Origin of the sequence: Marinobacterium sp. MBR-111, assembly GCF_040547585.1 — a bacterium.
Classification (GTDB): domain Bacteria; phylum Pseudomonadota; class Gammaproteobacteria; order Pseudomonadales; family Balneatricaceae; genus Marinobacterium; species Marinobacterium iners.
This window is the reverse complement of sequence record NZ_JBEPQA010000004.1, coordinates 31,215-56,190: the sequence shown is the minus strand read 5'-3', so window position 1 is coordinate 56,190 and position 24,976 is coordinate 31,215. Positions and strand designations below refer to the sequence as shown.

The following is a 24,976-nucleotide window of genomic DNA, read 5'->3' as shown; positions in this document are numbered from 1 at the left end:
CTCCCTTGATTAAGGTGTTGGCCCGACTGTACCCGTTGTATCCGGACGGCAAGCGGTATCGGCATTCAAATTACAACGTATGCCCGTATCACCGGGGCTTTTGGGGTAAGCCTGAATTTCGGCACCAACCGTTGGACTGGCAATAGCTGCCACATCGGTTATCCATACACAGGCGGACTCAGTCGGCGAAGGAAATGAACTACTGCCATCGGTTAGAGCCACCAAAGCACTCATCGCATAGCCTTTTGCCTCCCCCATACAGGCACTGTTAGCTGCCTTACGCGTGTAATCAAGATATGCTGGCAATGCTACCGCGGCCAAAATGCCGATAATGGCAACCACAACCATCAGCTCAATCAGTGTGAATCCCTTTGCCCTGTTCATAGCCACCTCCGGCATTTGGACATTGGTCAAAAACAAAGAAGCCCCGACAATCCAGGGCTTCGATGAAGTAACTCAAATTAATCACACACACATCACATCAATTATCAGCCATCATGTGAGCAGTTAGCACTTTCAGTATCACATTTAATAGTTGCGCCACCTGGTTCCGCCGCAACCACAGTAACCGATCCAGGGGATGCAAAATTCGCTACAGTAAAGTTACCTGGTGCATTTCCTGCACAAGCACTCCACTCTGACGGTTCAGCGCTGGCGGGTGCAGATGCCCCCTCTTCTGATACAGCTATCAACAACGCATTTGCAGCACCTTTAGCCTCAGCCAAACACGCATTGTTCGCCGCCTTACGCGTATAATCCTGATAAGCAGGCAGCGCGATCGCAGCCAGAATACCGATGATCGCCACAACGATCATAAGTTCGATCAGAGTAAAACCCTTCTGATTCATCTGTTTTTTCATGGTTATCTCTCCAGCGAGTTAACGTTTCTAAAAGAGGTGCAGCATGCGGGCACATCTCCTGTTACCCCGACGCTGCATTAGATACTAGGCCAGTGATTACCTCCCTGTCCAGCCTTAACACAAACTGAATGCAAAATTAGCTTGAGCTGAATCAAAGGCTGATCACTCTACCCAGAATAGTTTACAGTTTGACTGCCGCTGTGCTTTGATTGCCATTACTATACAGCCGCAATGTGCAGTTTTGAGGTTACAGGAGTCCCGGTGTCTAGAGGAATGCAACCCCTTACAGGCTTGGCCAAACGCTTGGTCAATGATGGTGTTTTCTCAGCCGAAGTCGCACAGGATGCGATTCAAGAAGCCCAAAAGGCTGGCCAGCCGTTCATAACCTACATAATCAAGCACAGACTCGTCAGCGCCCAGCGGGCCGCTACTGCCGCATCTGATGAGTTCGGCTTACCTCTTTTTGACATCGACGCCATCTCTGATGAGCTACTGCCCAAAGAGGTTGTAGCCGAGGGCCTGATCACCAAGCACCATGTTCTTCCGCTGATGCGTCGGGAAAACAGGTTATTCATTGCCGTTTCCGACCCTACAAATATCCAGGCGCTCGACGAAATCAAATTTCAGACTGGCATCACAACTGAGGCTGTCATTGTCGAAGATGACAAGCTAACCCGTCGGCTTGACCAGTACCTGGAGCACTCATCAACAGCCATGGACGAGCTGGAAGATGAAGACCTGGAAAACCTGCAACTGCATCCAACTGAACAAACGGAAGAAGATGTCGCTGAAGATGCAGCTAACGAAACCCCAATTGTTCGATTTATCAACAGAGTACTACTGGACGCGATAAAGAAAGGCGCTTCAGATATTCACTTTGAACCGTACGAGAAAGCATACAGGGTACGTTGTCGTATTGATGGGATACTGCAGGAGGTACACCGCCCACCCCTGAACCTCGCCAGCCGATTAACTGCTCGCTTGAAGGTCATGTCCAAGATGGATATATCAGAGAAGCGCGTACCTCAGGACGGACGCATTAAGTTAAAGGTTTCCGCAAAGCGCGCTATTGACTTCCGTGTCAACACACTCCCTACTCTTTGGGGTGAAAAGATTGTATTGCGAATCCTGGATCCTACCAGCGCCCAAATGGGTGTTGAAGCTTTGGGCTTTGAGCCGGATCAGAAAGAAGCCTTCATGTCTACGCTTGAGCAGCCGCAGGGTATGATTTTAGTCACAGGCCCCACTGGCTCGGGCAAAACAGTAACGCTTTATACCGGTCTCAATATTTTAAATACAGAAGAGCGCAATATTTCGACTGCAGAAGACCCGGTAGAGATCAACCTAGAGGGGGTTAACCAGGTCCATGTTAACCCTAAAGTCGGGCTTACATTTGCTGAAGCACTTCGTGCCTTTTTGCGCCAAGACCCCGACGTGGTGATGGTGGGTGAGATTCGTGACTTGGAAACAGCCGAGATTGCGATCAAGGCTGCTCAAACAGGGCACATGGTGCTGTCTACATTGCATACAAATAGTGCACCCGAAACTCTGACACGGTTACGAAACATGGGAGTACCTGCATTCAATATTGCAACATCTGTAAGCTTGATCATAGCTCAGAGACTGGGACGTCGACTATGTTCAGACTGTAAAAAACCTGTCAACCTACCAGAGGCCACCTTGATCGAGGAAGGTTTTTCTATAGAGGCAATACCTGCATTGCACATATATGAAGCAAACCATAAAGGTTGTAACAGCTGCAATCGTGGCTATAAGGGACGTGTGGGTATTTACGAGATACTGCAGATGACAGCAGACGTGGCTGAGTGCATTATGGATAACGGCACATCTATTGATATACTCAGAGTGGCAAAACAAGAAGGCTTCAAGACGCTTCGCGAGGCAGGTCTCATCAAAGTTGCCAATGGCTTGACGAGTTTGGAAGAGATGAACCGCGTCATCAAGACCTGACAAGGATTGAACATGGCTAAAGCACTAAGTCGAAAGCAACAACAGGAAGAAGTGAAAAACACCTACGTCTGGCAAGGGCGCGACAAGAGCGGCAATATCAGCAAAGGTAAAATTGACGCGGTAAACCTTGCTAAAGCAAAATCTCTCCTTCGTCATCAGGGTGTTAATCCCCACAAAATTCACAAAGAGGGCATGGGTCTTTTTGGAAGCAAAAGCAAGCCCATTAAGCCGGTTGATATTGCTTACCTTATTCGCCAACTGGCCACCATGATGAGAGCCGGTGTCCCCCTGTTACAGGCGCTCGATCTTGTTTCGAACGGTGCAGACAAGTTCAAGCTTAAAAAACTCATTCAGACTGTACGTTCCGATGTCAACTCAGGGACTGATTTTGCATCTGCACTAGCGAGACACCCCGACTATTTTGATGACCTTGTATGCTCCCTTGTGCAAGCTGGTGAACAGTCGGGCGCCTTGGAAACCATGCTCGACAGAATCGCAACCTACAAAGAGAAAACTGAGTCTCTCAAAAAGAAAATCAAAAAAGCCATGACTTACCCGATTGCAGTGATTGTTGTGGGTGTCATTGTATCTGCGATTCTTCTTGTGAAGGTTGTGCCTCAGTTTGACTCAATATTCAGGGGATTCGGTGCCGACCTCCCTGCGTTCACACAACTCGTGGTGAACATGTCTGAGTGGATGCAGAAATGGTGGTTTGTGGTGCTGTTAATCATTGTCGCGTCTGTTTTCTTTTTTGCAAAACTACACGCCAGGTCGGAGAAGTTCTCGAATCTCGTTGATAGATCAATTCTAAGGCTACCTGTATTTGGCGGAATTCTCCATAAAGCTGCAGTTGCCCGCTTTGCACGCACATTGGCCACAACTTTCGCTGCAGGGGTACCGTTGGTAGAAGCCCTCAATTCTGCAGCGGGCTCTACGGGTAATGTGGTTTACAGTGATGCTATCAAGCAGATTAGAAACGGGGTATCGACGGGGCAATCGCTAACCAATGCTACTACCATGACCGGTATATTTCCTGTAATGGTGATACAGATGTTATCAATCGGTGAAGAGGCGGGCTCTCTTGATCACATGCTGGATAAAATTGCCACCTTCTATGAAGAAGATGTGGATAACGCAGTGGACAACCTTTCCAGCCTGCTGGAACCGATGATTATGGTCATTCTTGGCGTATTGGTGGGTGGGCTTGTTATTGCCATGTACCTGCCGATCTTCCAGCTGGGCCAGGTGGTTGGCTGAGCAATGATCGAATTGTTAATGACAGAGCCGCTGGTTGCGGCTCTTTTTGCTTTAGTTACCTCACTGCTGGTGGGCAGTTTTCTGAATGTGGTGATACTGCGGCTGCCGGTTATGATGCAGCGCGAGTGGGATGCGATGCTGCAGGCTGAGGCCGATGCGTCTGCGCCCGTACCTCAGGAGCGCTTTAACCTGATGGTGCCACGTTCACGTTGCGGTAGCTGTGGCCACCTGATTCAGTGGTACGAAAACATTCCAGTGGTCAGCTGGCTGTTTTTGCGTGGCCGCTGCAGTGATTGCGGCACGCGCATCTCGGTACGCTATCCGCTGATCGAACTGATCACAGGTCTGATCGGGGGCTGGTTGATCTGGCATTTCGGCCTGACACCTCAGGGCATGGCACTGGTGGTGCTGAGCTGGGCGCTCATTGTGCTCACTTTTATCGACCTGGACCACCAACTGCTGCCCGACAGTATCACTCTGCCCCTGTTGTGGCTGGGGCTGCTGCTGAATACACAAGGTGTATTTACTTCGCTTGAAAGTGCCGTATTCGGTGCGGCCGCCGGCTATCTTGTACTCTGGGCCGTTTACTGGCTGTTCAAGCTGGTGACCGGCAAGGAAGGCATGGGCTATGGTGACTTCAAACTGCTGGCTGCCATCGGTGCCTGGGGCGGGGTACAGGTACTGCCGCTGGTGATTTTGCTGTCATCGGTGGTGGGTGTCGTGCTGGCGTTCAGCCTGATTGCATTACGTCGCCATAGCGCGCAAAATCCACTTCCGTTTGGGCCCTATCTGGCAATTGCCGGGTGGATCGCACTGGTCTGGGGTGATCAGATCATTTCCGCTTATTTGGGGAGCTTTTGATGCTGGTAGCAGGACTTACAGGTGGAATCGGCAGTGGCAAGAGTGCTGCATCCGACTGTTTTATCTCACTGAGCGTACCGGTGATTGACGCCGACCGTGTAGCTCGACTGGTGGTAGAACCCGGCAGTGAGGCGCTGGACAAGATTGCCGCTCACTTTGGCGACCACGTCATCCAGGCCAATGGCAACCTCGACCGCTCTGCACTGCGCCGTATCGTGTTTGACAAGGAACGCGAACGCAACTGGCTTGAGGCGCTGCTGCACCCTCTTATTCGCGATCACATTTTGGATACACTTGAACAGCTGGACGAACAGGGCCACGCCTATGCCATTCTGGCTTCACCCCTGCTGCTCGAAACCGACCAGCACCTGCTGATCAGCAAGGTGATTGTGGTGGATGCCCCCGAGGCACTGCAAATCAGTCGCACCATGGCTCGCGATAATATCGAGGAAGCACAGGTACGCCAGATTCTGGCGGCTCAGATGCAACGTGAAGAGCGCCTGAAGCACGCTGACTTTGTGCTGGACAACAGTGGCAACGAAGATCAGTTGCGCGAGTCGGTCAACGCCCTGCACCCGCAACTTTTGCAACTGGCACAGGAGGAGGTGTAAATGGCCGGCAAACTGCTCGACTGCCCTCAGTGCGGTATACCCACCCTCTACTCCATCGATAACCCGGACCGGCCGTTTTGCTCAAAACGCTGCCGCATGATCGACTTGGGTGAGTGGGCCAGCGAGGGGTATCAGATAGCGGCAGAGCCGGAGTTTGATGAATTCAGCTCGGATATGCTGGAAGATCCGGGCATGATGCAAACGCGCCATTAAAGCACACCTCATCTCGTTTCAACGGGCACCAAAACCGGTCAGAATGACACGCAGAGTGCGCAGTACAATCAACAGGTCCACCCACAGCGAGAAGTGCTTGATGTAGTAAAAGTCATGCTCGATCTTGATGCGGGTTTCGTCACTGTCACCAGCATACCCCTGCATTACCTGCGCCCACCCCGTAATCCCGGGCTTAACAACATGACGGTAGGCGTAAAAAGGGATTTCCTGCTCAAACTGTTCCACAAATACAGACTGTTCAGGGCGTGGCCCTATCAAACTCATATCCCCTTTCAGCACATTGAAGAACTGCGGCAGTTCATCAAGCCGCGAGCGCCGCAAAAAACGCCCCAACCGAGTGATGCGCTCATCCCCCGACTGTGCCAGCAGCTGACCATTCTTTTCAGCATCATGACGCATGCTGCGAAACTTGCAGATTTTGAAAGGACGCCCTCCCTGCCCCACCCGCTCTTGAATAAACAATACCGCCCCGGGGGAGTCCAGCTTAATGGCGACCGCAACCAGCAGCATCAGTGGCAGCCAGGCAGGCAATGTGACTAGCACGATGATGATATCAATCAGCCGCTTGAGTGACTCATAGGCGGGTGATGGCTGCAAACTGCCAAACTCATTTTCGGACAGGTGATCGATACGTACACGGCCGGTAATGGATTCGTTCAGCTGCTTGATATGATAAACCGGTATGCGATTGAGCGTGGCATGGGCCAGAAAGCGCTGCCATTGGGGCGACAGTTCCGCGTGAAGGTCAGCTACTACGGCATCGAAACGACGACCGCCAAAACTCGGCTCGGCCAGGGTGTGAAACCGATAGAATGCGGTCGATTCAAGCCGTTCTGTTCTGACTGAAGGCACTACGGCGATTTTTTGGGTACGAAAGCGACGTCCTACAAAAATGGCTGCGCCACTCCAGAAACAGGCCGCAATGAAGCCATACAGGTGCCAGTGCCACAGTACCGGCTGGTTTAGCAACAGAATAATGGCGCTGACCAGAAACCAGGCAAGGGATACCGTTGGCAGTATGTGTGCAAGCGAGCGCGCACCGGGATAGATGCGTAACCGGCTGAGAAAAAACAGACTTAACAGGTAAGCACCGACCAAGGCAGTCAGTGTTACGCTACCCACTGACCAGCGCAACTGCATGTATTCCGGTGCCAGCAGCCCCAGCGGTAACAGGTACAGGCAAACGCTGCCAAGCACAAATTGAAACGGTAATCCCAGCAACAGCCTCTCATACCAGCGTGAGTGACGGCGCTCATAGTGCGGAATATGTGGGGCTACTGACATGAAGAATGTTTCACGCTGCTGACATCAAGCTGCCAGTATACGCGTTGAAACCTTAATATTCAGCGTCTGTGAACGGTTTCAGTTTGGAGGCGGCAGTGCCATTTTGCGTTTGACCCGCCGCAGCAATGCGCCGATCAGCGGCAATTGCAGGTACACCGGAGCACTGTCCCAGTAGTCCAGATGCTCCGCAACCCTGCCCGCCTGATCCAGCCAGATTCGGCTGCTGCCTTCTACCTTCAGTTCACCGATCACCGGCACCTGAGCGGCAAACTGCCAGCGTAGCCAGGCACAGCGATTGGGCTCATGCCAGCAGACTTCGAGCAGTTCAAAGGCCGGCTTTCCGGTACGTTCAAACATGTCATTCAGCAGCGCCCACACCGAGTGGCGTCCATAAAGATCATTGAACGGGTCACGAAAGTGCACGTCTGGTGCCAGGCGTTCGCACAGGTCGTTTATCCGGTCGGGCGTCAGGCTTGCGAAGGCCTCGGCATAATCGCGCGCCTGCTGTTCAAGCTCTGTGGTGTCTGCATCCATGATGATTTTGCTCAAAACCCAGTGCTGCGTTTGATGAGTTTGAAGTAGATACCGTAGGGTACCATGCGCAGCAGGGCCAGCGTACGCGCAAACGCCGAAGGGAAGCGGATCTCGAAACGGCGGCTTCCGAGCCCCTTGACCAGCTGGTACGCGGCCTCTTCTGGACTGATCAGCTGCGGCATGTCGAATGGGTTCTGGTCGGTCAGAGGAGTGCGCACAAAGCCGGGGTTGACCACTTGCAACTGCACGCCACTCCCCTGTAGCTCGACCGCCAGTGCTTCGCAGGCGTTGACCAAAGCCGCCTTGCTTGCTCCGTAGGCTGCGGCTGTCGGCAGACCTCGATAGCTTGCCAATGAAGCTACACATGCCACTTGCCCATGTCCTCGCTTGCGCATGCGCGGCAGCACCGCTTCCAGCCCGGCCATGACCGCCAGAAAGTTGATGTCCATCAGACTGCGACAGGTTTCCACCGACAGCTCGTCCAGTGTCATGGGTGTATGATTGCCTGCATTGAAGACCACCAGGTCAGGCAGGCGCCATTGCGCCTCGATCCAGTCCAGTGCCCGTAGATTGGCACCGGGTTGGGTGACATCCATTTCCAGCGGCAGTATACGTCCGATATAACCGGCTTTTCTGGCATCATCCGCCACCTGTTGCAATATTTCACGTCGACGCCCACTGATGACGACATCACTGCCCTGCTCTGCCAGCCTGAGGGCCGTGGCCCGGCCAATACCGGTGCCGGCACCGGTGATCCATACCAAGGGCCAACGTGGAATGCCGTTGATATTCATGGTGCCTCCTTAAGCGCCAATGGCACTGGCTCAGGCTGTAATCGCACACGAATGCGACTGCCATCGCGAGCACTGAATTCCATGCCCAGCCAGCGACCATTTTGATCGTACCAGCTGTGAGTATCGTCCAGATCCCCTCCCAACTGGTAGTGAGTGGCCACTATTGCTTCGTTGCCAAGCTGCACTGTTTCACGCCCCAGTTCGGTGACATTCAACTCACTCACCTCGCCGGTCAGTGTATTCAGCAGCTGCTGCTGTAGTGGAAGCTGAGGGTGCCAGTGATTTGAAGTAAGCAGTCGCTGACCCAGAGGCTCACAAACTGCCGCCTCAACACGGCACAGCCAATCATTTTGACGCTCAATGCGGTGTAATGTCAGCGCTCCATCGTCATCAATTCTGACGTTCAATTTCTGCAGCTGTCCATCAATTGACCATTGCTCTTGCGCTGCATACTCAAAATGGTAGTTGAACAGTGCCAGTACACGAATCTGCAGCTGCATCTCTATATCGACCTGCAATCGGTCGGCCTGTTGGTCAAACCGAAGTCGGTAATGGCCTATGGTTTTGCCTTTGCGCTCAACGCTGTATAACGCTTCAGTGCCGTACAAATTCAGTGGCGACACAAAACCAGTGCCCACCCCGACCTGAGCGGCAGCTGCCTGAACGGTCGCCATCAACAGCGCCGACACCAAGATGTGACGAAGTATACGCATAAAAAATCCCCCGTTGACTGATACGCGCTCGAAATGCGGGCGGTTCAGTCAACGGGGGATTATCGGGTAGCAAGTGGCGCCGGTTACGCCTTGAAGCGGGATACCAGCTGGTTCAGGCGTGTTTCCAGTTCGCCCATCTGGCTGGCGGTGCCGGCCAGTTCTTCTGCATTGTGCGTGGCCTTGTCAGCAATATCGGCAATCTGCTGTACGCTCTTGCTGATTTCGTCAGCCACCGCGGTCTGTTCTTCCGCTGCACTGGCGATCTGGGTATTCATTTCAGTAATGGTACTGACCGAGTGGGTAATCTGCTGCAGCGAGTTGCGTGCTTCATCGGCCCGTTCGATGGTGTCTTGGCTTTGTGCCTGCGAGCTTTGCATCTCGGTAACCGCATTGCGTGCGCCGGACTGCAACCGTTCGATCATGCGCTGAATTTCATCGGTGCTCTGCTGGGTACGGGTTGCCAGGGTGCGCACTTCGTCAGCGACAACAGAGAAACCACGCCCCTGCTCGCCGGCGCGGGCTGCCTCAATCGCCGCGTTGAGCGCCAGCAGGTTGGTCTGTTCCGCGATGGACGAGATAACATTGATCACTGTGCCGATCTGATCGGCATCGGTGCCGAGGCTGGCAATGACCTCTGCCGAACGGTTTACGTCATCAGCCAAGCGGTTGATCGATTCGATGGTATGCTCAACCACCTTTTGCCCATTTACCGACTCTCCATCGGCTTCACGAGCGGCATCGGCTGCCTGAGCAGCACTGCCAGCCACTTGCTGAACCGCGGCTGCCATCTGGTGAATGGCGGCAGCGGCCTGTGAGGTTTCACCTTTCTGTTTATGGGCATCTTCATGGGTTTGGCTCACCACATGTTTCATCGACTCGGTTGACTGACTCAGTGAGCGCACCGCAGTTTGCACTTCGCGTACCAGTTGCTGGATTTTTTCAACAAAGTCATTGAACCCCCTGGCCACATCACCGACTTCATCATCGGTTTCAACCGGCAGGCGCTGAGTCAAGTCACCTTCACCGCGCGAGATATCCTTGAGGGCCGCAGCAGTCTGCTGCAGCGGGCGTACCATACGCTGTGCGACATACAGGGTTACCAGCGATACCAGTACCAGCAGGATCAGCGCAGAAATACCAATGATGCCCAGCGTGGTCGCGATAGAAGAGCGAATCTGATTTTCCAGTTGCGCAACCGCGGCATCAATATCATCGATGTAGAAGCCGGTGCCGACAACCCAATCCTTACCCGGCAGCGCCTGTGCATAACTCAGTTTCGGTGCATCACGCCCCAGCTGTGGCTTTTCCCATGAATACTCAACAAAGCCTCCCCCGCTGCGCCCTGCCTTGACCAGCTCTTGGGTGAACAGCACACCTTTCGGATCTTTCAGACCCGAAAGATCTTTGCCAATAAGCGTAGGGTTCGTGCCATGAACTTTCGTGACCCCCTGAGGATCAAAAGCGAAGATATAGCCATCCGTGCCAAAACGCATGGCATTCAGCACTTCGGTTACCCGCTCCATTTTTTCATCGTCGGTGATGCCTTTGCGCGCCAGCAACGGCTGCACGGCGCTGATCGCCTGCTCCACGTAATGGCGCAACTCGGTCTGTTTGGTGGCCAGCATATCCTTGCGGATGCGCTCCACCTCTTCATCACCCATCGCCTGCATCTGCACGCGAACAATGATCATGATGGCCGCAACCACCAGCAACAGGGGCACCAGAGACAGGAGCAACAGCTTACCCTTCAGTCTGAGTTTGCTCATCTTTAATCCTTACATAGGCAGGGGATTTAAAAATAAGCGTAGTGTACTGCAAAACATTCCATTGTTCTAATAAACACATGTTTTATGTCTTGGTATTGATCTATCTCAATGCAATATTTATGAAGCACTGGTCTCACAGACCACACCGAAGCGGAAAACGGTTCAATTGCAGCCGGTGCGCATTCCCTGTTTCGGCATACAATTCAGAGAGTCAGGCGCGGATCGTAATCAAATTGAGTGATTGCGCCGACTCTGATTTTGCTGATATCAGGGTGCGCTGGATTGAGCAGGTAGTTGTACTCACCATGGATTGCAGCACTGGGAACCTGCATAACCAGTGAGATCTCATCCTTGACCCAATTATCCCCCACATTTCGAACAGCACTTGCCAGCTGGGGGCTGTTCCAGTTATCAGGCAGGTCGTTCAGATCGATATGTGTGACCAGCGCGGCATCAAAGCTGACTTCGAGCTTGGCATATTGCCTCAGAATGTCGGGACGGCGCAGATGCACGAGCAACTCCAGCGCTGCCTGGGCAAGGCTGGTACCGAGGTACACAACCCGAACCCCTTTGCTATTCCAACGGCCACCGTACAGAAATGCCCCCTCACCAGAGAGCATCGCTTCGGGCGTACTTGCAAAGGCTGGGTCAGCAATACGCCAACCCGTTAGCCTCAACTGAATACTCCATGGCGGATGCGCCCGATCAGGTCTTCAACATCACGTGCTCCCATTTCTGTACTGGCGTAATACATGGGGGCTTCACCCTGTAACAGGTCATGAGGTGTCTGCAGCCACTCGACTGCAGCCGCATCGTCGCCCTGCATCATTTCAAGCGCAAGGTCCTTGATTCTGGCAAGGCGTACAACGCGATCCGATTCATCAACATGCAGGTAGCCCTCTTTCTGACGCCGCCTCAGGGTTGCAATGGACATGGAAAGGCACTTGACCATTTCTGCCCGAGTAGTTGCGTAGGCTTCCTCAAGCATCTGGACTGAAGCGGCAGGCAGGCCATCACGAATACGACCAATAATTGCACTGTGGTCGTTATTACAAACACCCGTTATGACGCAGACTAGAGTAGAACCCTGACCTGACCGCGTAACCTTTTGCGTCTGGCGCTGCGAGACAGGCCGAATACTGTCTGCCCTTGGTGCTTTCGCAGTAACAGGCCCTTTTTTCGGAGTTGCGATATGCGCCGCTTCCATTTGATCACCTCAAACTGTTCAGATGAACAGATTAGTCACTACGATGAACGATGGCAAGTTAATGCAATATTCTTGAGCCGCCTCGCATTGGCTACCACAGTGACTGAAGATAGCGCCATGGCTGCGCCGGCAATGGCCGGGTTGAGCAGCAGGCCAAGCAACGGGTACAGCACACCTGCCGCCACCGGAATGGCCAGGCTGTTGTAGATAAAAGCACCAAAGAGGTTCTGTTTGATGTTACGCACTGTTGCCCGCGATATGGCGATGGCATCCACCACTGACGTGAGGCTGGAGCGCATCAGTGTGACATCGGCAGAACTGATCGCCACATCGGTGCCAGAACCCATGGCGTAGCCGATATTGGCCTGCGCCAGCGCCGGGGAATCATTGATGCCATCACCCACCATTGCAACGATCTTGCCTTCTGCCTGCAGGTCCTTGATCACCTGCTGTTTCTGCTCCGGCTTGACCTCGGCGATGACACGGTCGATACCCGCCTGTTTCGCGATCGCGTTGGCGGTGCGCTTGTTATCACCCGACAGCATCACCACTTCCAACCCTTGGCGATGGAATTGAGTCACCGCTTCGGTGCTGTCTTCGCGCAGCGGATCGGCTACGGCCAGCAACATCACCGGCTGCTTGTCCACCGCCATCCAGATCAGAGAGCGCCCGGCCTCACTGAAACGCTCGGCGTTGGGTTCAAACTCAGTGGTATCAACCCCCTGCTCTTGCATCCAAAGCTGATTACCCAATAGTACGCTGTTGCCTTCGACTTCAGCCTGCACCCCGCTGCCGGCGGCGGCTTCAAACGATTGGGTGTCTGTCAGTGCAACCGATTTGTTACGAGCATATTCAACCACCGCCTGCGCCAGCGGGTGCTCTGAGTGCTGCTCCACACTGGCGGCCAAACGCAGCAGCTCGGTTTCATCACCTGCGCAGTGCAGATCAACAACCTGTGGCTTGCCTTCGGTGAGGGTGCCGGTTTTATCCAGCACCAACGTGGTGATCGATTGCGCCTGCTGCAGCGCTTCACCGTTGCGAATCAGCACACCCTGTTCGGCTGCACGCCCCACGCCCACCATCACTGACATCGGCGTCGCCAACCCAAGGGCGCAGGGGCAGGCAACGATCAGTACGGTCAAGGCCGCCACGATTGCATAGGGCCAGGCAGGCGCCGGTGCCAGCCAGAGCCAGAACACAGCTGTAAGCAGCGCGATAAGGATCACGACCGGTACGAAGATGGCCGAAATGCGATCGGCCAGCCGGCCCAACGCCGGCTTGGCGTTCTGGGCTTCACGTACAGTGGCCACAATCTGTGCCAGTACGGTTTTCTGCCCCACGGCGCTGACTTCGATCAGCAGACTGCCCTGCCCGTTAACGGTACCGCCCGTGACAAGATCACCGGGCTCGCGCTTGACCGGTACCGGCTCGCCGGTGAGCATGGACTCATCCACATGACTGCTGCCCTCCAGCACTTTGCCATCGACCGGGACCCGCTCGCCGGGGCGAATACGCACATGATCTTCCGGCAGCAACATCGCCACCGGTACTGACTTGCTTTCGCCATCACGTACCCGCATCGCTTCACGCGGCTGCAGATCCAGCAGCTTGCGAAGGGCATCGGTGGTATTGCCGCGGGCGCGGCTTTCCAGCGCTTGCCCCAACAGGATAAAGCCGAGAATCATCACCGCCGCTTCGTAATACAGATGCATCGCGGCGTCAGGCAATATGCCGGGAGTGCTCGCGGTGATAATCAGCAACCCGGTGGAGTAGACCCAAGCGGTGCCGGTACCCAGCGCAATCAGGGTATCCATGTTCAGGTCACCACGGAATAGCCCCAGCCAGGCGCCTTTATAGATATGGCCTGCGCTGTAAACCATGATTGCCAAAGTGACCACGCCCAGCGCGACGCCCTGAAGTACTCCCCCTGTGGTATGCAGGTCGGGCATCCAGCCGATCAGCATGGCGAGCATCAATACACCGCCTGCCGTTAATGCAACCAGACTTTTACGCAGCGTGAGACGATAGGCTTCACGCTCCTGCTCGGCCCGCTTCTCGTAGTCGTCCTGATCCTGCATCAAATCAGCACCATAGCCGGCTGCCTCCACCGCCCTGATCACCACACTGGGGTCGGCATCGGTCTGCACCGACGCGGTACGGTCGGCAAAGTTGATCGCGAAGTCCTGAATGCCTTCGGTACTGTTGAGGGATTTTTCGACACTGCGCACGCAACCGGCGCAGCGCACGTTATGAAGGGCAAACTGATAGATGGCCATTTTGAACCTCATGTGATGGTGTTTGATGGCTTAAGCATAAACCCTGAAGTGGGGTATAGGGTCAAGGGGAAGGATACTTAACAGTATACCGGGTGCTGCGCCCACCTCCGGGCAACTGCTCAAGGCACCCCAGCTCTACCAACGCAGCCAAATCCCGCGTTGCGGTCGCCTTACTGGTTGCTGCAATGCTTTTGTATTTACTGGCGTTGATACCCTGAGTGAACTCATCCTGATCAGCATCGAGTAAACGGTTGAGAACCTTACGCTGGCGGTCGTTCAATTCAGTATCGGCATGGACACGCCAAAAACGAGATTTATCCAGGGTTCTAAGAAATCGGGCCAGACTGCGCTCAATCGCCTCGCGCAAGGTTTCAAGAAACCACACCAGCCAAGGCGTCACATCCATGTCACCTTTTTGGGTATTTTCCAGCACATCATAGTAGGCGTTTCTGTGACGCATGATGGCAGCACTCATGCTGTAGAAGCGAACGCTGGTTTTTTCATCCTGCGCCAATGCTCGATCCGCAACCGCTCGCGTAACACGGCCATTACCATCCGAAAACGGGTGCAGTGTGACCAGCCACAGATGTGCCAAGCCTGCCCGCACAAGTCCATCCAGTACCGATGAGGTGTGATTAAACCAGTGCAGAAAAAGGTCCAGCTCCCGAGGAAGACAATCACTCGGAGGCGCCACAAAATGAACAACCTCGCGATGCCCTTTCTGCGACACCACTGCCATGGGGTGTCCCGGCAAGTCTTGACGCAGGCCTCCGATAATAGCCTCTTTGGGCATAAACAGAGGCCGTTCCGTGAACAAATTCGCTTGCCATCGAAACAGGGTATTGGCATCAAACTGTTCATCAACGTCTGAAACCGCTTCAGCCAGCATTTGTACCAACTGCTCTGTTTCGGGGGTGCCCGGCACCAACCCTGACGTATCCAACCCCAAACGTCGTGCAGCAGAGGAGCGTACCGAGGCCGCGTTGAGAACCTCCCCCTCGATGGCACTGGTTTGAATGGCCTCTTGCACCAGCGCGTCAATCTGACTGGCGAGACTGGCACTGTGATCCAAGTAATCTGCGTGCCCTATCAAGCGCCCCTGCAAGAGACGAATATCAGACAACAGAGGCGCAAGTGTCTGATGGTCATAAACAAACTGAGGCCAACCCGATTGCTGCCAGATATACATGGAAGTGGCTCATGATCATAGTCTTGAGCCGATTATAATGCCCTATTCGGCTCAGAATAGAACTAGAAAATCGTTTTAATGATCCGATTGAGGATTTTCAATCCAAAATCCCTGGCTCATTCAACAGCTTCTTCAGCCGCGGCTTGGATTGCACGGGACGATCCAGCGCATCCTGAAATGCGGCCCATTGCTGTTCATCCAGATTCAATTCGACCTTTGCGGTCAAAGAGCGCAAACGCTGCACAAGCTCTTCGTTCATTACCTGCAGGCGTTCGGAATGTTGTTCAATGTCGGACTCCTGGAATTCAAGGAAAGGCTCCAGAGCCGGATCATCTGACTCGGTTGATTTGGTTTCAAGATTAAGAGTCATGACAACCTCCTCGTTAATTAATGACATATCTGCATCATAATGCAGCTGCATTACACCAATAACAATGCCAGGGTGCGCTTACAAAAAAGGGCCACCCAATGGCAGCCCTCTGTTTTTTCTTTGCTCCCAGTGGAGATCAGAACATGTGCAAACCACCGTTGATAGAGAAGTCAGCACCGGTGATGTAGGCCGATTCGTCTTCCGCGAGGAAGGTCACGATACGGCCGATTTCGTCCGGCTCACCCAGACGCCCTACCGGGATGGACTTGGCGATTTTTTCCAGCACTGAATCATCGATCTTGGCAACCATCGGCGTCATCACGTAGCCCGGTGATACGGTGTTGACGGTAACACCCTTGGCCGCCACTTCCTGCGCCAGTGCCTTGGTGAAGCCGTGGATACCGGCCTTCGCTGCAGAGTAGTTGGTCTGACCGAACTGACCTTTCTGTGCGTTAACCGAGGAGATGTTGATGACACGACCGAAGCCCTGATCGATCATCGGATTGATCACCAGGCGAGTCATGTGGAACATGGAGTCCAGGTTGGCGCTAAGGACTTCATTCCACTGTTCCCAGCTCATTTTCTTGAACTGGCCATCACGGGTAATACCCGCGTTGTTCACCAGCACATCCACATTACGGCCAGTGAGTTCTTTGACGGTTTCGATACAGGCAGCGCAGGATTCTTCACTGGTGACATCGCCATAGGCCACATCGATCTCATAACCCGCCTTGCGCTGCTCTTCCTGCCAGGCTTTGGCCTTGTCGTGGTTGCCGCCACTGTTGTATCCCGCTACAACATGAAAGCCAGCATCGACCAGCTTGCGACAGATTGCTTCACCCAAACCACCAGTACCACCGGTTACCAATGCAACTTTTTTACTCATTGTTTACATCCCTTTTCCATAAAGTGAGCGCCTGCTCCGCCTCTTGCGAGGCTGGGGCCGTCAGGCATTTTTGGTGCGTTGTGTTGTTGTTTTGTTTTTAAAATCTGTGCAGCAATTGATTCCATCATAGTCTGTTTTGACCATGGCAGAAGTATGACTTTGGTGCAAGGAGATTGTAGTGCCGGACTATGAAGCGGCGATGACACCGGACTCGGCATCCAGTGTGCGCAGATAGCGCAGCACCCAGTAACGCGCCACCATTGCAGTGATGGCGTTGGCAATCACCAGCGCAACAAACATGCCGGTGAGGCCAAACAGCAGGTTACCCAGCCAGCCCAGGGGAACGTACATCAGGAACAGCCGGAACAGGCTGATGCGCATGGCGCGCATCGGCTGATGCAGGGCGTTGAAGGATGATGCGCTCAGGAATGTGACAGCCTGAAAGCCGAAGCCGGCAGGCACGATCAGCATCCAGAGCTGCAGCCAGTACGCCACTTCAGGATCGTCACTGAACATTCTTGAGATCGGGCCAGACAGCAGCACCAACAGCGCGAAAATGATCAGCTGCCACATCAGTGCAAAACGTATGGCACCCCGGTAGGCGGATCTGACCCGCTCCAGCTGCAGAGCACCAAAGTTCTGACTGATAAACGGCGGCAGGGTCATCGACAGCGCCAGACAGAACAGCAGCGACAGGGATTCGATGCGGGCACCGGCACCGAAGGCGGCTACCGCCTCGGCTCCGTGTACCGCCACCAGTGCCGTCAGCACGCCGTTGGCCAGGGGTGTCATCATGTTGGAGAGCGATGCCGGCAGGCTGATCGACAGCAGTTGGCGCCAGTGCTGCAGCATCGGCTGCCACCTGGGCAGGGTCAGCAGCAGCATCCCCTTGCGATGGTACAGCAGGTGCAGCGCCAGCAGGGTGGTGATCGACCAGGCCAGCACACTGGCCATGGCCGCACCCTCGATGCCAAAAGCGGGGACCGGCCCCCAACCGAAAATCAACAGCGGGTCGAGCAGCATGTTCAGCAGTGACGAGATCAGCATGATACTGGCGGACAGACGGGTGTCACCCGACGCCCTGAAGGTGCTGTTGCACACCATGTTGAGCACCAGAAAGACCGACCCGGCAAACCAGATCTGCATATAACCGCGGATCAGCGGCATCAGTTCGGGCGCGGCGCCCATCAGGCCGAACACCGGGTCGATCAAAAACTGCCCCCCTGCCCCGACCACCGCCATCAAGACGCAGGTGAGCAGCAGGTTATCGGTTGCCAGACGCGCTGCCGTTTCGCTGCTGCCGCTGCCGATCAGCCGCGCCAGCGTGGCCGAAGTGCCGATACCCAGCCCGATCGCCAGGCTGACCACCGAAAAAGAGACCGGGAAGGTAAACGCCAGTGCCGCCATCGGTTCGGTACCCAAACGGGAGACGAACCAGATGTCGGCCAGATTGAACAGCATCAGGCTGACAATGCCGAACATCATCGGGATGGTCATGCGCACCAGTGTCGGGCGGATGGGGGCGTTGAGCAGGTCGGGACGCCTGGACATGCGGTTCCTGTCTGTTGGATCGGGCCGAGGGTCGAATGGGCAGGAGTTTAGCAAAATCGCCGCTCCGGTGCAGGCAAAAAAAGCCCGGGGCGTGCCCGGGCCAAAGTTGAAATGATGATGAAGGGTTTGGATCAGCGGCCGGAGGCGCGCATGTTCTGTACGCTGAACTTGTCCACAGGGCTCAGCGCCGGATCAACGATCCCCTTGAACTGACCGGTGGTGCAGTGCTTGGCCTGCATATCGATCATGGTGAAGGCGTCATCGATGGCAACACCGGTGCCCTTGTTGATCGGCAGATGATGGTCCGGGTGCGCCTGTCCGATCACCCAGTTCTTCCACATGTCGCCCTTGCGGTCATAGACCACGGTGCGCGGGATGGTGAAGGTCTGGGCGTCCATGAAATGGGTACGCTTGCTGATCGGGTGGTTCTGATCGATCGGAATCGAGTCGACCTCATACACCTTGCGCAGCTGCCAGGTAATGTTGGGGAAGCAGCCGCCCTGACCGCCGAAGGCGACAACCTGATAGCCGTCACTGTCCTGATGCGTTTCATTGTCGAGCTGCAGCTCGTTGTGGCTGAAGAACGGCATCAGCATGTAGCGGGTACCCTTGTAGGCCCAGTTCATATCGCTGATACGGCCGTTGTAGCCCTCGAAGTCCTCGATCATCACGTCGGTGCCAAGGAAGGCATCGGTGGTCTGGCCGGTCGACAGGCGGCGCACTCGGCGCTGGAAGCCGAGATAGAGGTAGGCGTTATCCACTTTGGTGTCGTCTTCAAACCGCTGGATCAGCAGCTGGGTGTCCTTCACGTCAAACGGCTCCAGCGCCTGAACGTAAGTGCCTCGGAACAGCTCGGACGGGTTGGGCTCGATCTTCGGGTACGGGTCCTGTGAAGTGCGGTGGGTAAAGTTCAGGAAGTGGAAGTTGAACTTGATGGTACGTTCCTTCTTGCCACTGTCCATGTCACGCATGGTCCAGTAGAACGGCATGATGGCGGCCGAATCACCCCAGTTGTAACCGTACTTGTAGTTCCACGCCAGCTTCTCGCCGGCACGGGGATCATCCAGTGACGGCTCCTGCGGGAAGGGACGACCCGCGATGGTCGGGGACAGCTCGCCATGACCGGCACCGAGCTGGACATCAGCCGAGTACTTGCGGGTCGCTTCCACGTAGCTGGGGTGCAGGTCGAACGAGGTAGTCTCGCCCACCTGCATTTCGGTATCACCGTTTTTGATGAAATGGTACATCCCCGGGTCCAGCGCGTCCTTGAACCGATCCACGTTACTCTGGTTGATGGTCATCCCTGGAGTGAGGCCTTCCACACTAGGCACACCATCCTTGTAGGGATAGAAGGAGGCCTGAATCACCTCTTCCGGAATTGCAGCGGCCTGAGCACCAACTGCCACAGTCATAGTGATGGCTACTGAAAGAAACGTTTTTTTCAACATATTGGTATCCTTATTATCGTTGTCATGATCAGAAGCTGTAACGCACGGTGAACTGAATCTCGTCTTCCTGGTTCGCTACGCCGATCGGGCCGTTGAGGAAGCGTGCTGTGGGTTCAAACTGTCCAGAGTTATCACCCATCACGTCCCGAGCCACACCCCAGGGGAAGGTTTCCTTGCCGCCGGTTTTTACATTCAGACCAACGTTGAACATCCAGTGATTATCAGGCGTCCAAGAGATGCTCGGTGCGATGGCGGTAGCCTCGGCGGCAAAATCGTGTGCAATAATGATCTGCGGGCTCAGACGGTTGTTCTTGTAGAACCCCTTGAACAGCATGGTGGCGATCCAGTTATCCTCGTCATTGGGCATGGTGCCGATATGATCGAGAATGTGTTCACCGAACAGCTGGGTCGAGAACAAAAAGGCACTGCGGGTTCCGAGTTCCGGAATGATGATGTTTTTATCGAAACCGATGACATAGCGCAGCATGTCGGTTTCGTGGTGACCGGAGTCATCCGGCAGCTCTTCTCCCTGGGTATAAGCCATCTCCAGACGCCAGATCGCATCCATGTTCATCGAGTAGTAGTCGATGGAGCCGCCGACCAGATTGACCCGCGGGAATTTGATATCGAATACGCCGTCAAACGCCGGTACGCCAGGAACTGTCGGGTTGGGACGGAAATGCAGTGACGGCAGCTGCTGACGGTAGGTCAAGGCGTTCAATGAAAAGGTGGTATCGCCATAGACACCTTCCCACTTCATGCCCAGCTGAGTGTTTTTCAGACTCCAGTTCGGCTCTTCCACATCATGAATAATTGGGATACCGGGCCCAAGGTTCAAATATGAACTGAAGAAACAGCCCGCATCCAGCATCCGGTAGGACTGACCACAGGTACCCAGGTTGTTAGGACGGAATTTGTCAAAGTTCCACACCAGTGACAGGTTGGAGTCATCCAGCACCTCGTTCGGCCCCATACGCCATTCGGCGGTCAGCATCCACTGCGGAATACGGATGTCTTCCAGTTCGTCATAGATGTTGTGGCGGGAGTAATCCACAGGGTTGATCACGTCCAGTACCCGGAAAAGGTCAGTCTTGCCCCAGACCACCTGCTGCTTGCCCAGACGCACGTTGAGCAGGTCGCCGTTGCTCAGCTCCTTGTCGGCACTGATGTAGAGCTCGCGGATAAAATCGAGCTGGTCGTTGAAATCCGGGAACTTGGCATCGCGCTCCTTGTGGTCCATGTAACCGTCCAGGTTGTTACACAGGGTCGGGTCGTTCTCACAGGGGAAGGAAACACCCGGCGAAAGTAAAGCCTGACTTGATATGGTCGAATTGCTATGCCAGTTCTCCCCTAGATATGAATGACGGCTGTCCTTGCCAAACTCGCCATCATTCAGGTCGTACACCCCGTCGTAGGTGCCGCGCAGGGTGCCGTTGAGCTTCAGCGAGCGCAGGCTGTCGGTCTGAAACACGGTTTCAAACTGAGCCTGACCGGTGTTGCGGAACTTGGACAGCCCCACGCCATCACGGAAGTAGGTCGCATTTTCCACATAGCCGTTCCAGGTGGTTTCAGCCGCCAGTGCCGGTACCGCCAGTCCGGTACCCAGCGCCGCCGCAACGCCGACTGCGAGATGAGAAAATGTCGTTGTTATTGTTTTCGACATGGTTATTGGCCTCTTATGCCTTGGTTGTCATGACACATGGATCCTCTGCTTCCGAATCGGCGTGGATCACGCCATCCTCGTCGGCATAGGCTTTACAGATAAACTTGGGCTTGAATACCAGTACCCAGCTGGGCACCAGCAGCATCGCTGCCGCGCCGTTGAGTACGACCATCACGATCAGCAGCAGGGCCGCTTCCGCCTGGAAGCGCAGATCCGACAGTACTACCCACATGACGATGCCTGCGATCAGGGTGATGGCGGTGAAGCTGACGGCCAGGCCGGTGGTCCGAATCGCACGGCGCACCGCTGCCGACAGGTCTCCCAGCGCCACCATTTCGGAGCGGATGCGGTCCATCATGTAGATCGAGTAGTCGATGCCGATCCCCACCCCCACGGCGATGATCGGCACGGTATTGGAGTTGATCCCCATGCCGCTCAGTCCCATGTAGGCGTAGGTGAGCGTGGTGGCGAACAGCATGGCGCCGAACATCATCACCCCGGCCATCAAGGAGGTGTAGAAGAAGGTCACCATGGCGAAGATCAGCAGGAACACCAGCGGCAGCACCCAGAGGTTGGTCTCGAAGGCGGCCTCGTTCTGGGACGCGATCACGCCGATGGTGCCGCCGGCCAGGCGTACGGTCAGGCCTTCCACCTTGCCTTCGTTGGCATCGATCCACTCTTTGGCGGTGTGGATCGCCCGGCGCAGGGTCTCACCCTTGTGGTCCTTGTAGTAGAACACCAGGTTGGCCACCCGCTCGTCGCTGTCGACAAACTCTTTCAGAGCACCGGGAATCGGACTCGACATCAGATAGGTGAACATCAGGCCGCCGACATAGAGCTGGTCATCGGGAATCTGCGACCAACGCGGATCGTTGTTGTGCAGCAGACGGTTCACCTGTTTCACCAGATCGGGAATCCCTTTGGAGCCCCCCACTTCCGGGTCCAGCATCATGTGGCGCTGCAGATCGGCCAGTGCGGCCAGCACTTCGGGACGCTTGATGCCGCCCTTCTCGGCCGTTTCGGCCACGATGTACATCTCCTCGGAACCCGGGAAGCTGTCGTTGATCGCCTTGGACGAGAGGTTGTAATCGTGATCCTGATACAGAATGGGCGAGCCCGGCTCGGATTCGCCGATCACCACATGGGAGGAGAAGTAAAAACCGCCGGCCAGCAGCAGAGCCGCAATGCCCAGCGCTTTTTTGGCGGCCTTTTCGCCACTGATCAGATCGGCACAGATATAGCCCACATTGCGGAACAGGTTGTGCTTGATGGTGATGTTTTTCGGCTTGGGCAGAATCGACAGCAACAGCGGCACCGCCAGCAGTACGGTCAGAATGATGCTGAGCGCCCAGATGGAGGCGTAATGCGCCAGCTTGGTGTTGAGCGGAATGGAGCCGATGGCGATCAACAGCAGGCCGATGGCATCGGACACCACCCCCAGACTGCCGGGCCGGAACAGACTCTCGAAGGTGAGCCGTGCCGCCACCTGCTGGTTGTCGTGCTCGTTCAGTTCCAGATAGTAGCGTTCAACCAGCTGAATACCGTGCGACATGGCACGAGCCGAGATCAGGAAGGGTATTACCAGACTCAGCGGGTCCAGGTTGTAGCCGAACAGTGAAATGATCCCCACACCCCAGATGGAGGAGATGATCACCCCGGCCAGCGGGATGAAAATGCCGTAGGCCTTGCGGAAGTAGAACACCAGCAGGGCCAGCATGATCAGCGCGGTAAACAGGAAGATTTCGATGATCTGGCCCAGATACTGATAAGCCCAGCCCACCAGCATCGGCTGTCCGGTGACGTGGATCTTCACGCCCTCCGCCGCTTCCAGCGCACGCATCTGCTGAATCCGCTCGAAGGTGGTGGCGTAATCCAGCTGACCTTCAAGCAGCTGTGCCTTGACCAGTGCCATGCTCAGATCGGGACTGACCAGCGGCCCCAGCACCCGCGGATCGGCGGCCACGTCCTTGCGCATTTCCGCCAACCGCTCGGCGTCAAGATCGGTGCGCTCGGGATTGTAGTAGGGCTCCGAGTTGACGTTGCCCTCGGGCGTCAGCCACACCTTGCGAGAGTTGCGGTGGGTCACGCTGGTTACCAGGTTGTGATCAACCCCCGGCAGTGAGTCGACCGCCTGAGTGATGCGGTGGATGCGTGCCAGCGCCTCATTGTCGAAGATATCGTGCTCGGTGAACTCAACCCCAACGATAATCACGTTGGCCCCGCCAAACGACTCTTTTATGTCGTTATGCAACTCGATGTAGGGGTGTGTCTGCGGCAGCAGATCCGCAAAGTCCGAGTACATTTTGACGCCGGGGATCTGAGCGGCAAAGAACAGCGTAATCGCAAAAATAAGCGACAAAATGATTTTGGGGTGGTTAAACAGTTTCTGGTCAAGATTGTGCAACCAGTGGGTGGCCTTGTGAGCCTTGGCAGATCGTTTATCCATGATAGAACCGTCGAGTTGTTATTATTGGATATCGAGCGACAGCAGCGTGCCTGCGCCACCTGAAATCAGTAGCTGGCCGTTTTCCTGTTGGGCGGCGTCACGCAGCCATACTGGGATCACGGGAACGTCCAGCGACTGCCACTGTCCCTTGCGACGGCTGAGAACCGTACCGTTCTCACCCAGCGCCACCAGCTCACCCCCTGCTTCTACAATGCCGTACAGAGGCGCAGCGACGGGCGTGGGTTCAACCTGCCAGCTCATGCCCGCATCTTCGGTTTGCAGCACCATGCCATCGAGCCCAACGACCCAACCGCGCCAGCGGGTGGTGAAGTGAGCGGCCTGTGGATAGAAATCATTCGGAATGTAGTCGAGCAACGCCCAGTTACGGCCCGCATCGTCACTGCGGGCCACAATGCCGAACTCACCGGTAACATAGGCTGTACTGTCCGCAAGAAACTGGATGCTGCTGAGCATGGCGTCTTCACCCAGGCTGTTCTCTTCCCAGGTATCACCACGGTCATGGCTGGACAGCAGGGTTGAAAAACTGCCTACCGCCCAGTAACTGCCGTCAGGCGCACAGGCAATATCCAGCAGATTTTCAGGGGTTGGCAGGTCGATAGGCCGCCAGCTGAGGGCTTTGTCATCACTGCGCCAGAGCTGTTGCTCAAAGCCAAGCGCAATCAAAGTGCTGTCGGGACAGATTTCCACATCGATCAGGTTGGGCTGACTGTCGAGCACCTGACGTTGCCAAGGTGAGTCGCTGTTGTCACGGTGCAGTACCAGGCCATTACTGCCAACCGCCACTTCAAGACCTGGCGCCGTAACGACGGCCTGAATTTGATCTGTACGGCGTACCGGCTCCTGCAGCTGTTGCTCAACACCACTCAGATTGAGCGGCGCTTCACAACCGGCCAACAGAATCAGCCCGGGCACGATGCCAAGGCGAAAGGGAAATGAAGATCTTGAGTGCCGTGTACCCGCAGGCTGCACGGCGGTCTGTTCGGTTTTCAGTCTCATCATTTGTTGTTCTTCTGGATGAATGTGGGCACGAAAGT

At 55.1% G+C, this 24,976-nt stretch carries 22 protein-coding genes and 1 pseudogene; 5 read left to right on the top strand and 18 right to left on the bottom strand.

Going from position 1 to position 24,976, the window contains the following annotated elements:
- Positions 1–9 precede the first annotated feature (9 nt).
- Both ABIE61_RS03955 and ABIE61_RS03950 read right to left on the bottom strand, forming a co-directional pair.
- Positions 10–384 (bottom strand): type IV pilin protein, encoded by a 375-nt coding sequence (locus ABIE61_RS03955; RefSeq protein ID WP_341868535.1) that lies wholly within the window; start codon positions 382–384, stop codon positions 10–12.
- A gap of 358 nt (positions 385–742) precedes the next feature.
- Positions 743–848 (bottom strand): annotated as a pseudogene (locus ABIE61_RS03950) (prepilin-type N-terminal cleavage/methylation domain-containing protein); the annotation flags it as partial.
- A 285-nt stretch (positions 849–1,133) separates the two neighbouring features.
- Between ABIE61_RS03950 and pilB the strand changes: the two are divergent.
- Genes pilB through ABIE61_RS03925 form a run of 5 tightly spaced genes read left to right on the top strand, consistent with a single transcriptional unit; the run spans position 1,134 to position 5,773 of the window.
- Positions 1,134–2,831 carry a type IV-A pilus assembly ATPase PilB gene (gene pilB / locus ABIE61_RS03945; protein ID WP_354407211.1) on the top strand — a complete coding sequence of 566 codons (1,698 nt, stop codon included), beginning with the start codon at positions 1,134–1,136 and terminating at the stop codon, positions 2,829–2,831.
- Positions 2,832–2,843: 12 nt separating this feature from the next.
- The gene (locus ABIE61_RS03940) at positions 2,844–4,088 is read left to right on the top strand and encodes a type II secretion system F family protein (RefSeq protein WP_206835427.1); all 1,245 of its coding nucleotides are present in this window, start codon (positions 2,844–2,846) and stop codon (positions 4,086–4,088) included.
- A 3-nt stretch (positions 4,089–4,091) separates the two neighbouring features.
- A complete protein-coding gene (locus tag ABIE61_RS03935) occupies positions 4,092–4,949 on the top strand; it encodes a prepilin peptidase (protein WP_354406908.1) in 858 nt (285 codons plus the stop codon).
- A complete protein-coding gene (gene coaE / locus ABIE61_RS03930; protein ID WP_354406905.1) occupies positions 4,949–5,560 on the top strand; it encodes a dephospho-CoA kinase in 612 nt (203 codons plus the stop codon). Before ABIE61_RS03935 ends, coaE begins: the two co-directional genes overlap by 1 nt.
- The gene (locus ABIE61_RS03925; protein WP_091824692.1) at positions 5,561–5,773 is read left to right on the top strand and encodes a DNA gyrase inhibitor YacG; all 213 of its coding nucleotides are present in this window, start codon (positions 5,561–5,563) and stop codon (positions 5,771–5,773) included. It abuts the gene before it with no gap.
- A gap of 18 nt (positions 5,774–5,791) precedes the next feature.
- Here the strand turns inward: ABIE61_RS03925 and ABIE61_RS03920 are convergent, their stop codons facing one another.
- The 16 genes from ABIE61_RS03920 to ABIE61_RS03845 all read right to left on the bottom strand — a co-directional run bounded on the left by ABIE61_RS03920 (position 5,792) and on the right by ABIE61_RS03845 (position 24,941).
- Positions 5,792–7,078 (bottom strand): sugar transferase, encoded by a 1,287-nt coding sequence (locus tag ABIE61_RS03920; protein WP_354406902.1) that lies wholly within the window; start codon positions 7,076–7,078, stop codon positions 5,792–5,794.
- Between the two features lie 78 nt (positions 7,079–7,156).
- Positions 7,157–7,627, bottom strand: a complete 471-nt coding sequence (locus tag ABIE61_RS03915) for a nuclear transport factor 2 family protein (RefSeq protein ID WP_354406900.1) — start codon at positions 7,625–7,627, stop codon at positions 7,157–7,159.
- Positions 7,624–8,406: an SDR family NAD(P)-dependent oxidoreductase gene (locus ABIE61_RS03910; protein ID WP_354406898.1), complete on the bottom strand. Its 783-nt coding sequence runs from the start codon at positions 8,404–8,406 to the stop codon at positions 7,624–7,626. Before ABIE61_RS03910 ends, ABIE61_RS03915 begins: the two co-directional genes overlap by 4 nt.
- Complete coding sequence (locus tag ABIE61_RS03905; RefSeq protein WP_354406896.1) at positions 8,403–9,119, bottom strand: DUF6134 family protein; 717 nt, start codon at positions 9,117–9,119, stop codon at positions 8,403–8,405. Before ABIE61_RS03905 ends, ABIE61_RS03910 begins: the two co-directional genes overlap by 4 nt.
- An 83-nt stretch (positions 9,120–9,202) precedes the next feature.
- Entirely contained in the window at positions 9,203–10,885 is a 1,683-nt protein-coding gene (locus ABIE61_RS03900) for a methyl-accepting chemotaxis protein (protein ID WP_354406894.1), read from the bottom strand.
- Positions 10,886–11,088: 203 nt separating this feature from the next.
- A complete protein-coding gene (locus tag ABIE61_RS03895; protein WP_206835443.1) occupies positions 11,089–11,562 on the bottom strand; it encodes an RES family NAD+ phosphorylase in 474 nt (157 codons plus the stop codon).
- Positions 11,559–12,092, bottom strand: a complete 534-nt coding sequence (locus ABIE61_RS03890; RefSeq protein WP_354406891.1) for an Xre family toxin-antitoxin system antitoxin — start codon at positions 12,090–12,092, stop codon at positions 11,559–11,561. Before ABIE61_RS03890 ends, ABIE61_RS03895 begins: the two co-directional genes overlap by 4 nt.
- 38 nt (positions 12,093–12,130) lie before the next feature.
- A complete protein-coding gene (locus tag ABIE61_RS03885; RefSeq protein ID WP_354406888.1) occupies positions 12,131–14,368 on the bottom strand; it encodes a heavy metal translocating P-type ATPase in 2,238 nt (745 codons plus the stop codon).
- Between the two features lie 61 nt (positions 14,369–14,429).
- Complete coding sequence (locus ABIE61_RS03880) at positions 14,430–15,557, bottom strand: Fic family protein (RefSeq protein WP_354406885.1); 1,128 nt, start codon at positions 15,555–15,557, stop codon at positions 14,430–14,432.
- A 97-nt stretch (positions 15,558–15,654) separates the two neighbouring features.
- Positions 15,655–15,927 carry a type II toxin-antitoxin system PrlF family antitoxin gene (locus tag ABIE61_RS03875; RefSeq protein ID WP_206835452.1) on the bottom strand — a complete coding sequence of 91 codons (273 nt, stop codon included), beginning with the start codon at positions 15,925–15,927 and terminating at the stop codon, positions 15,655–15,657.
- A gap of 136 nt (positions 15,928–16,063) precedes the next feature.
- The gene (gene phbB, locus ABIE61_RS03870; protein WP_091824668.1) at positions 16,064–16,813 is read right to left on the bottom strand and encodes an acetoacetyl-CoA reductase; all 750 of its coding nucleotides are present in this window, start codon (positions 16,811–16,813) and stop codon (positions 16,064–16,066) included.
- 186 nt (positions 16,814–16,999) lie between these two features.
- The gene (locus tag ABIE61_RS03865; RefSeq protein ID WP_354406881.1) at positions 17,000–18,364 is read right to left on the bottom strand and encodes an MATE family efflux transporter; all 1,365 of its coding nucleotides are present in this window, start codon (positions 18,362–18,364) and stop codon (positions 17,000–17,002) included.
- Positions 18,365–18,495: 131 nt separating this feature from the next.
- Complete coding sequence (locus tag ABIE61_RS03860; RefSeq protein WP_206835454.1) at positions 18,496–19,812, bottom strand: DUF1329 domain-containing protein; 1,317 nt, start codon at positions 19,810–19,812, stop codon at positions 18,496–18,498.
- A 28-nt stretch (positions 19,813–19,840) separates the two neighbouring features.
- Positions 19,841–21,475 carry a DUF1302 family protein gene (locus ABIE61_RS03855; protein ID WP_206835457.1) on the bottom strand — a complete coding sequence of 545 codons (1,635 nt, stop codon included), beginning with the start codon at positions 21,473–21,475 and terminating at the stop codon, positions 19,841–19,843.
- 13 nt (positions 21,476–21,488) lie between these two features.
- Entirely contained in the window at positions 21,489–23,921 is a 2,433-nt protein-coding gene (locus tag ABIE61_RS03850) for an efflux RND transporter permease subunit (protein ID WP_354406878.1), read from the bottom strand.
- Positions 23,922–23,942: 21 nt separating this feature from the next.
- Positions 23,943–24,941: a WD40/YVTN/BNR-like repeat-containing protein gene (locus ABIE61_RS03845; RefSeq protein ID WP_354406876.1), complete on the bottom strand. Its 999-nt coding sequence runs from the start codon at positions 24,939–24,941 to the stop codon at positions 23,943–23,945.
- Positions 24,942–24,976: the final 35 nt, after the last annotated feature.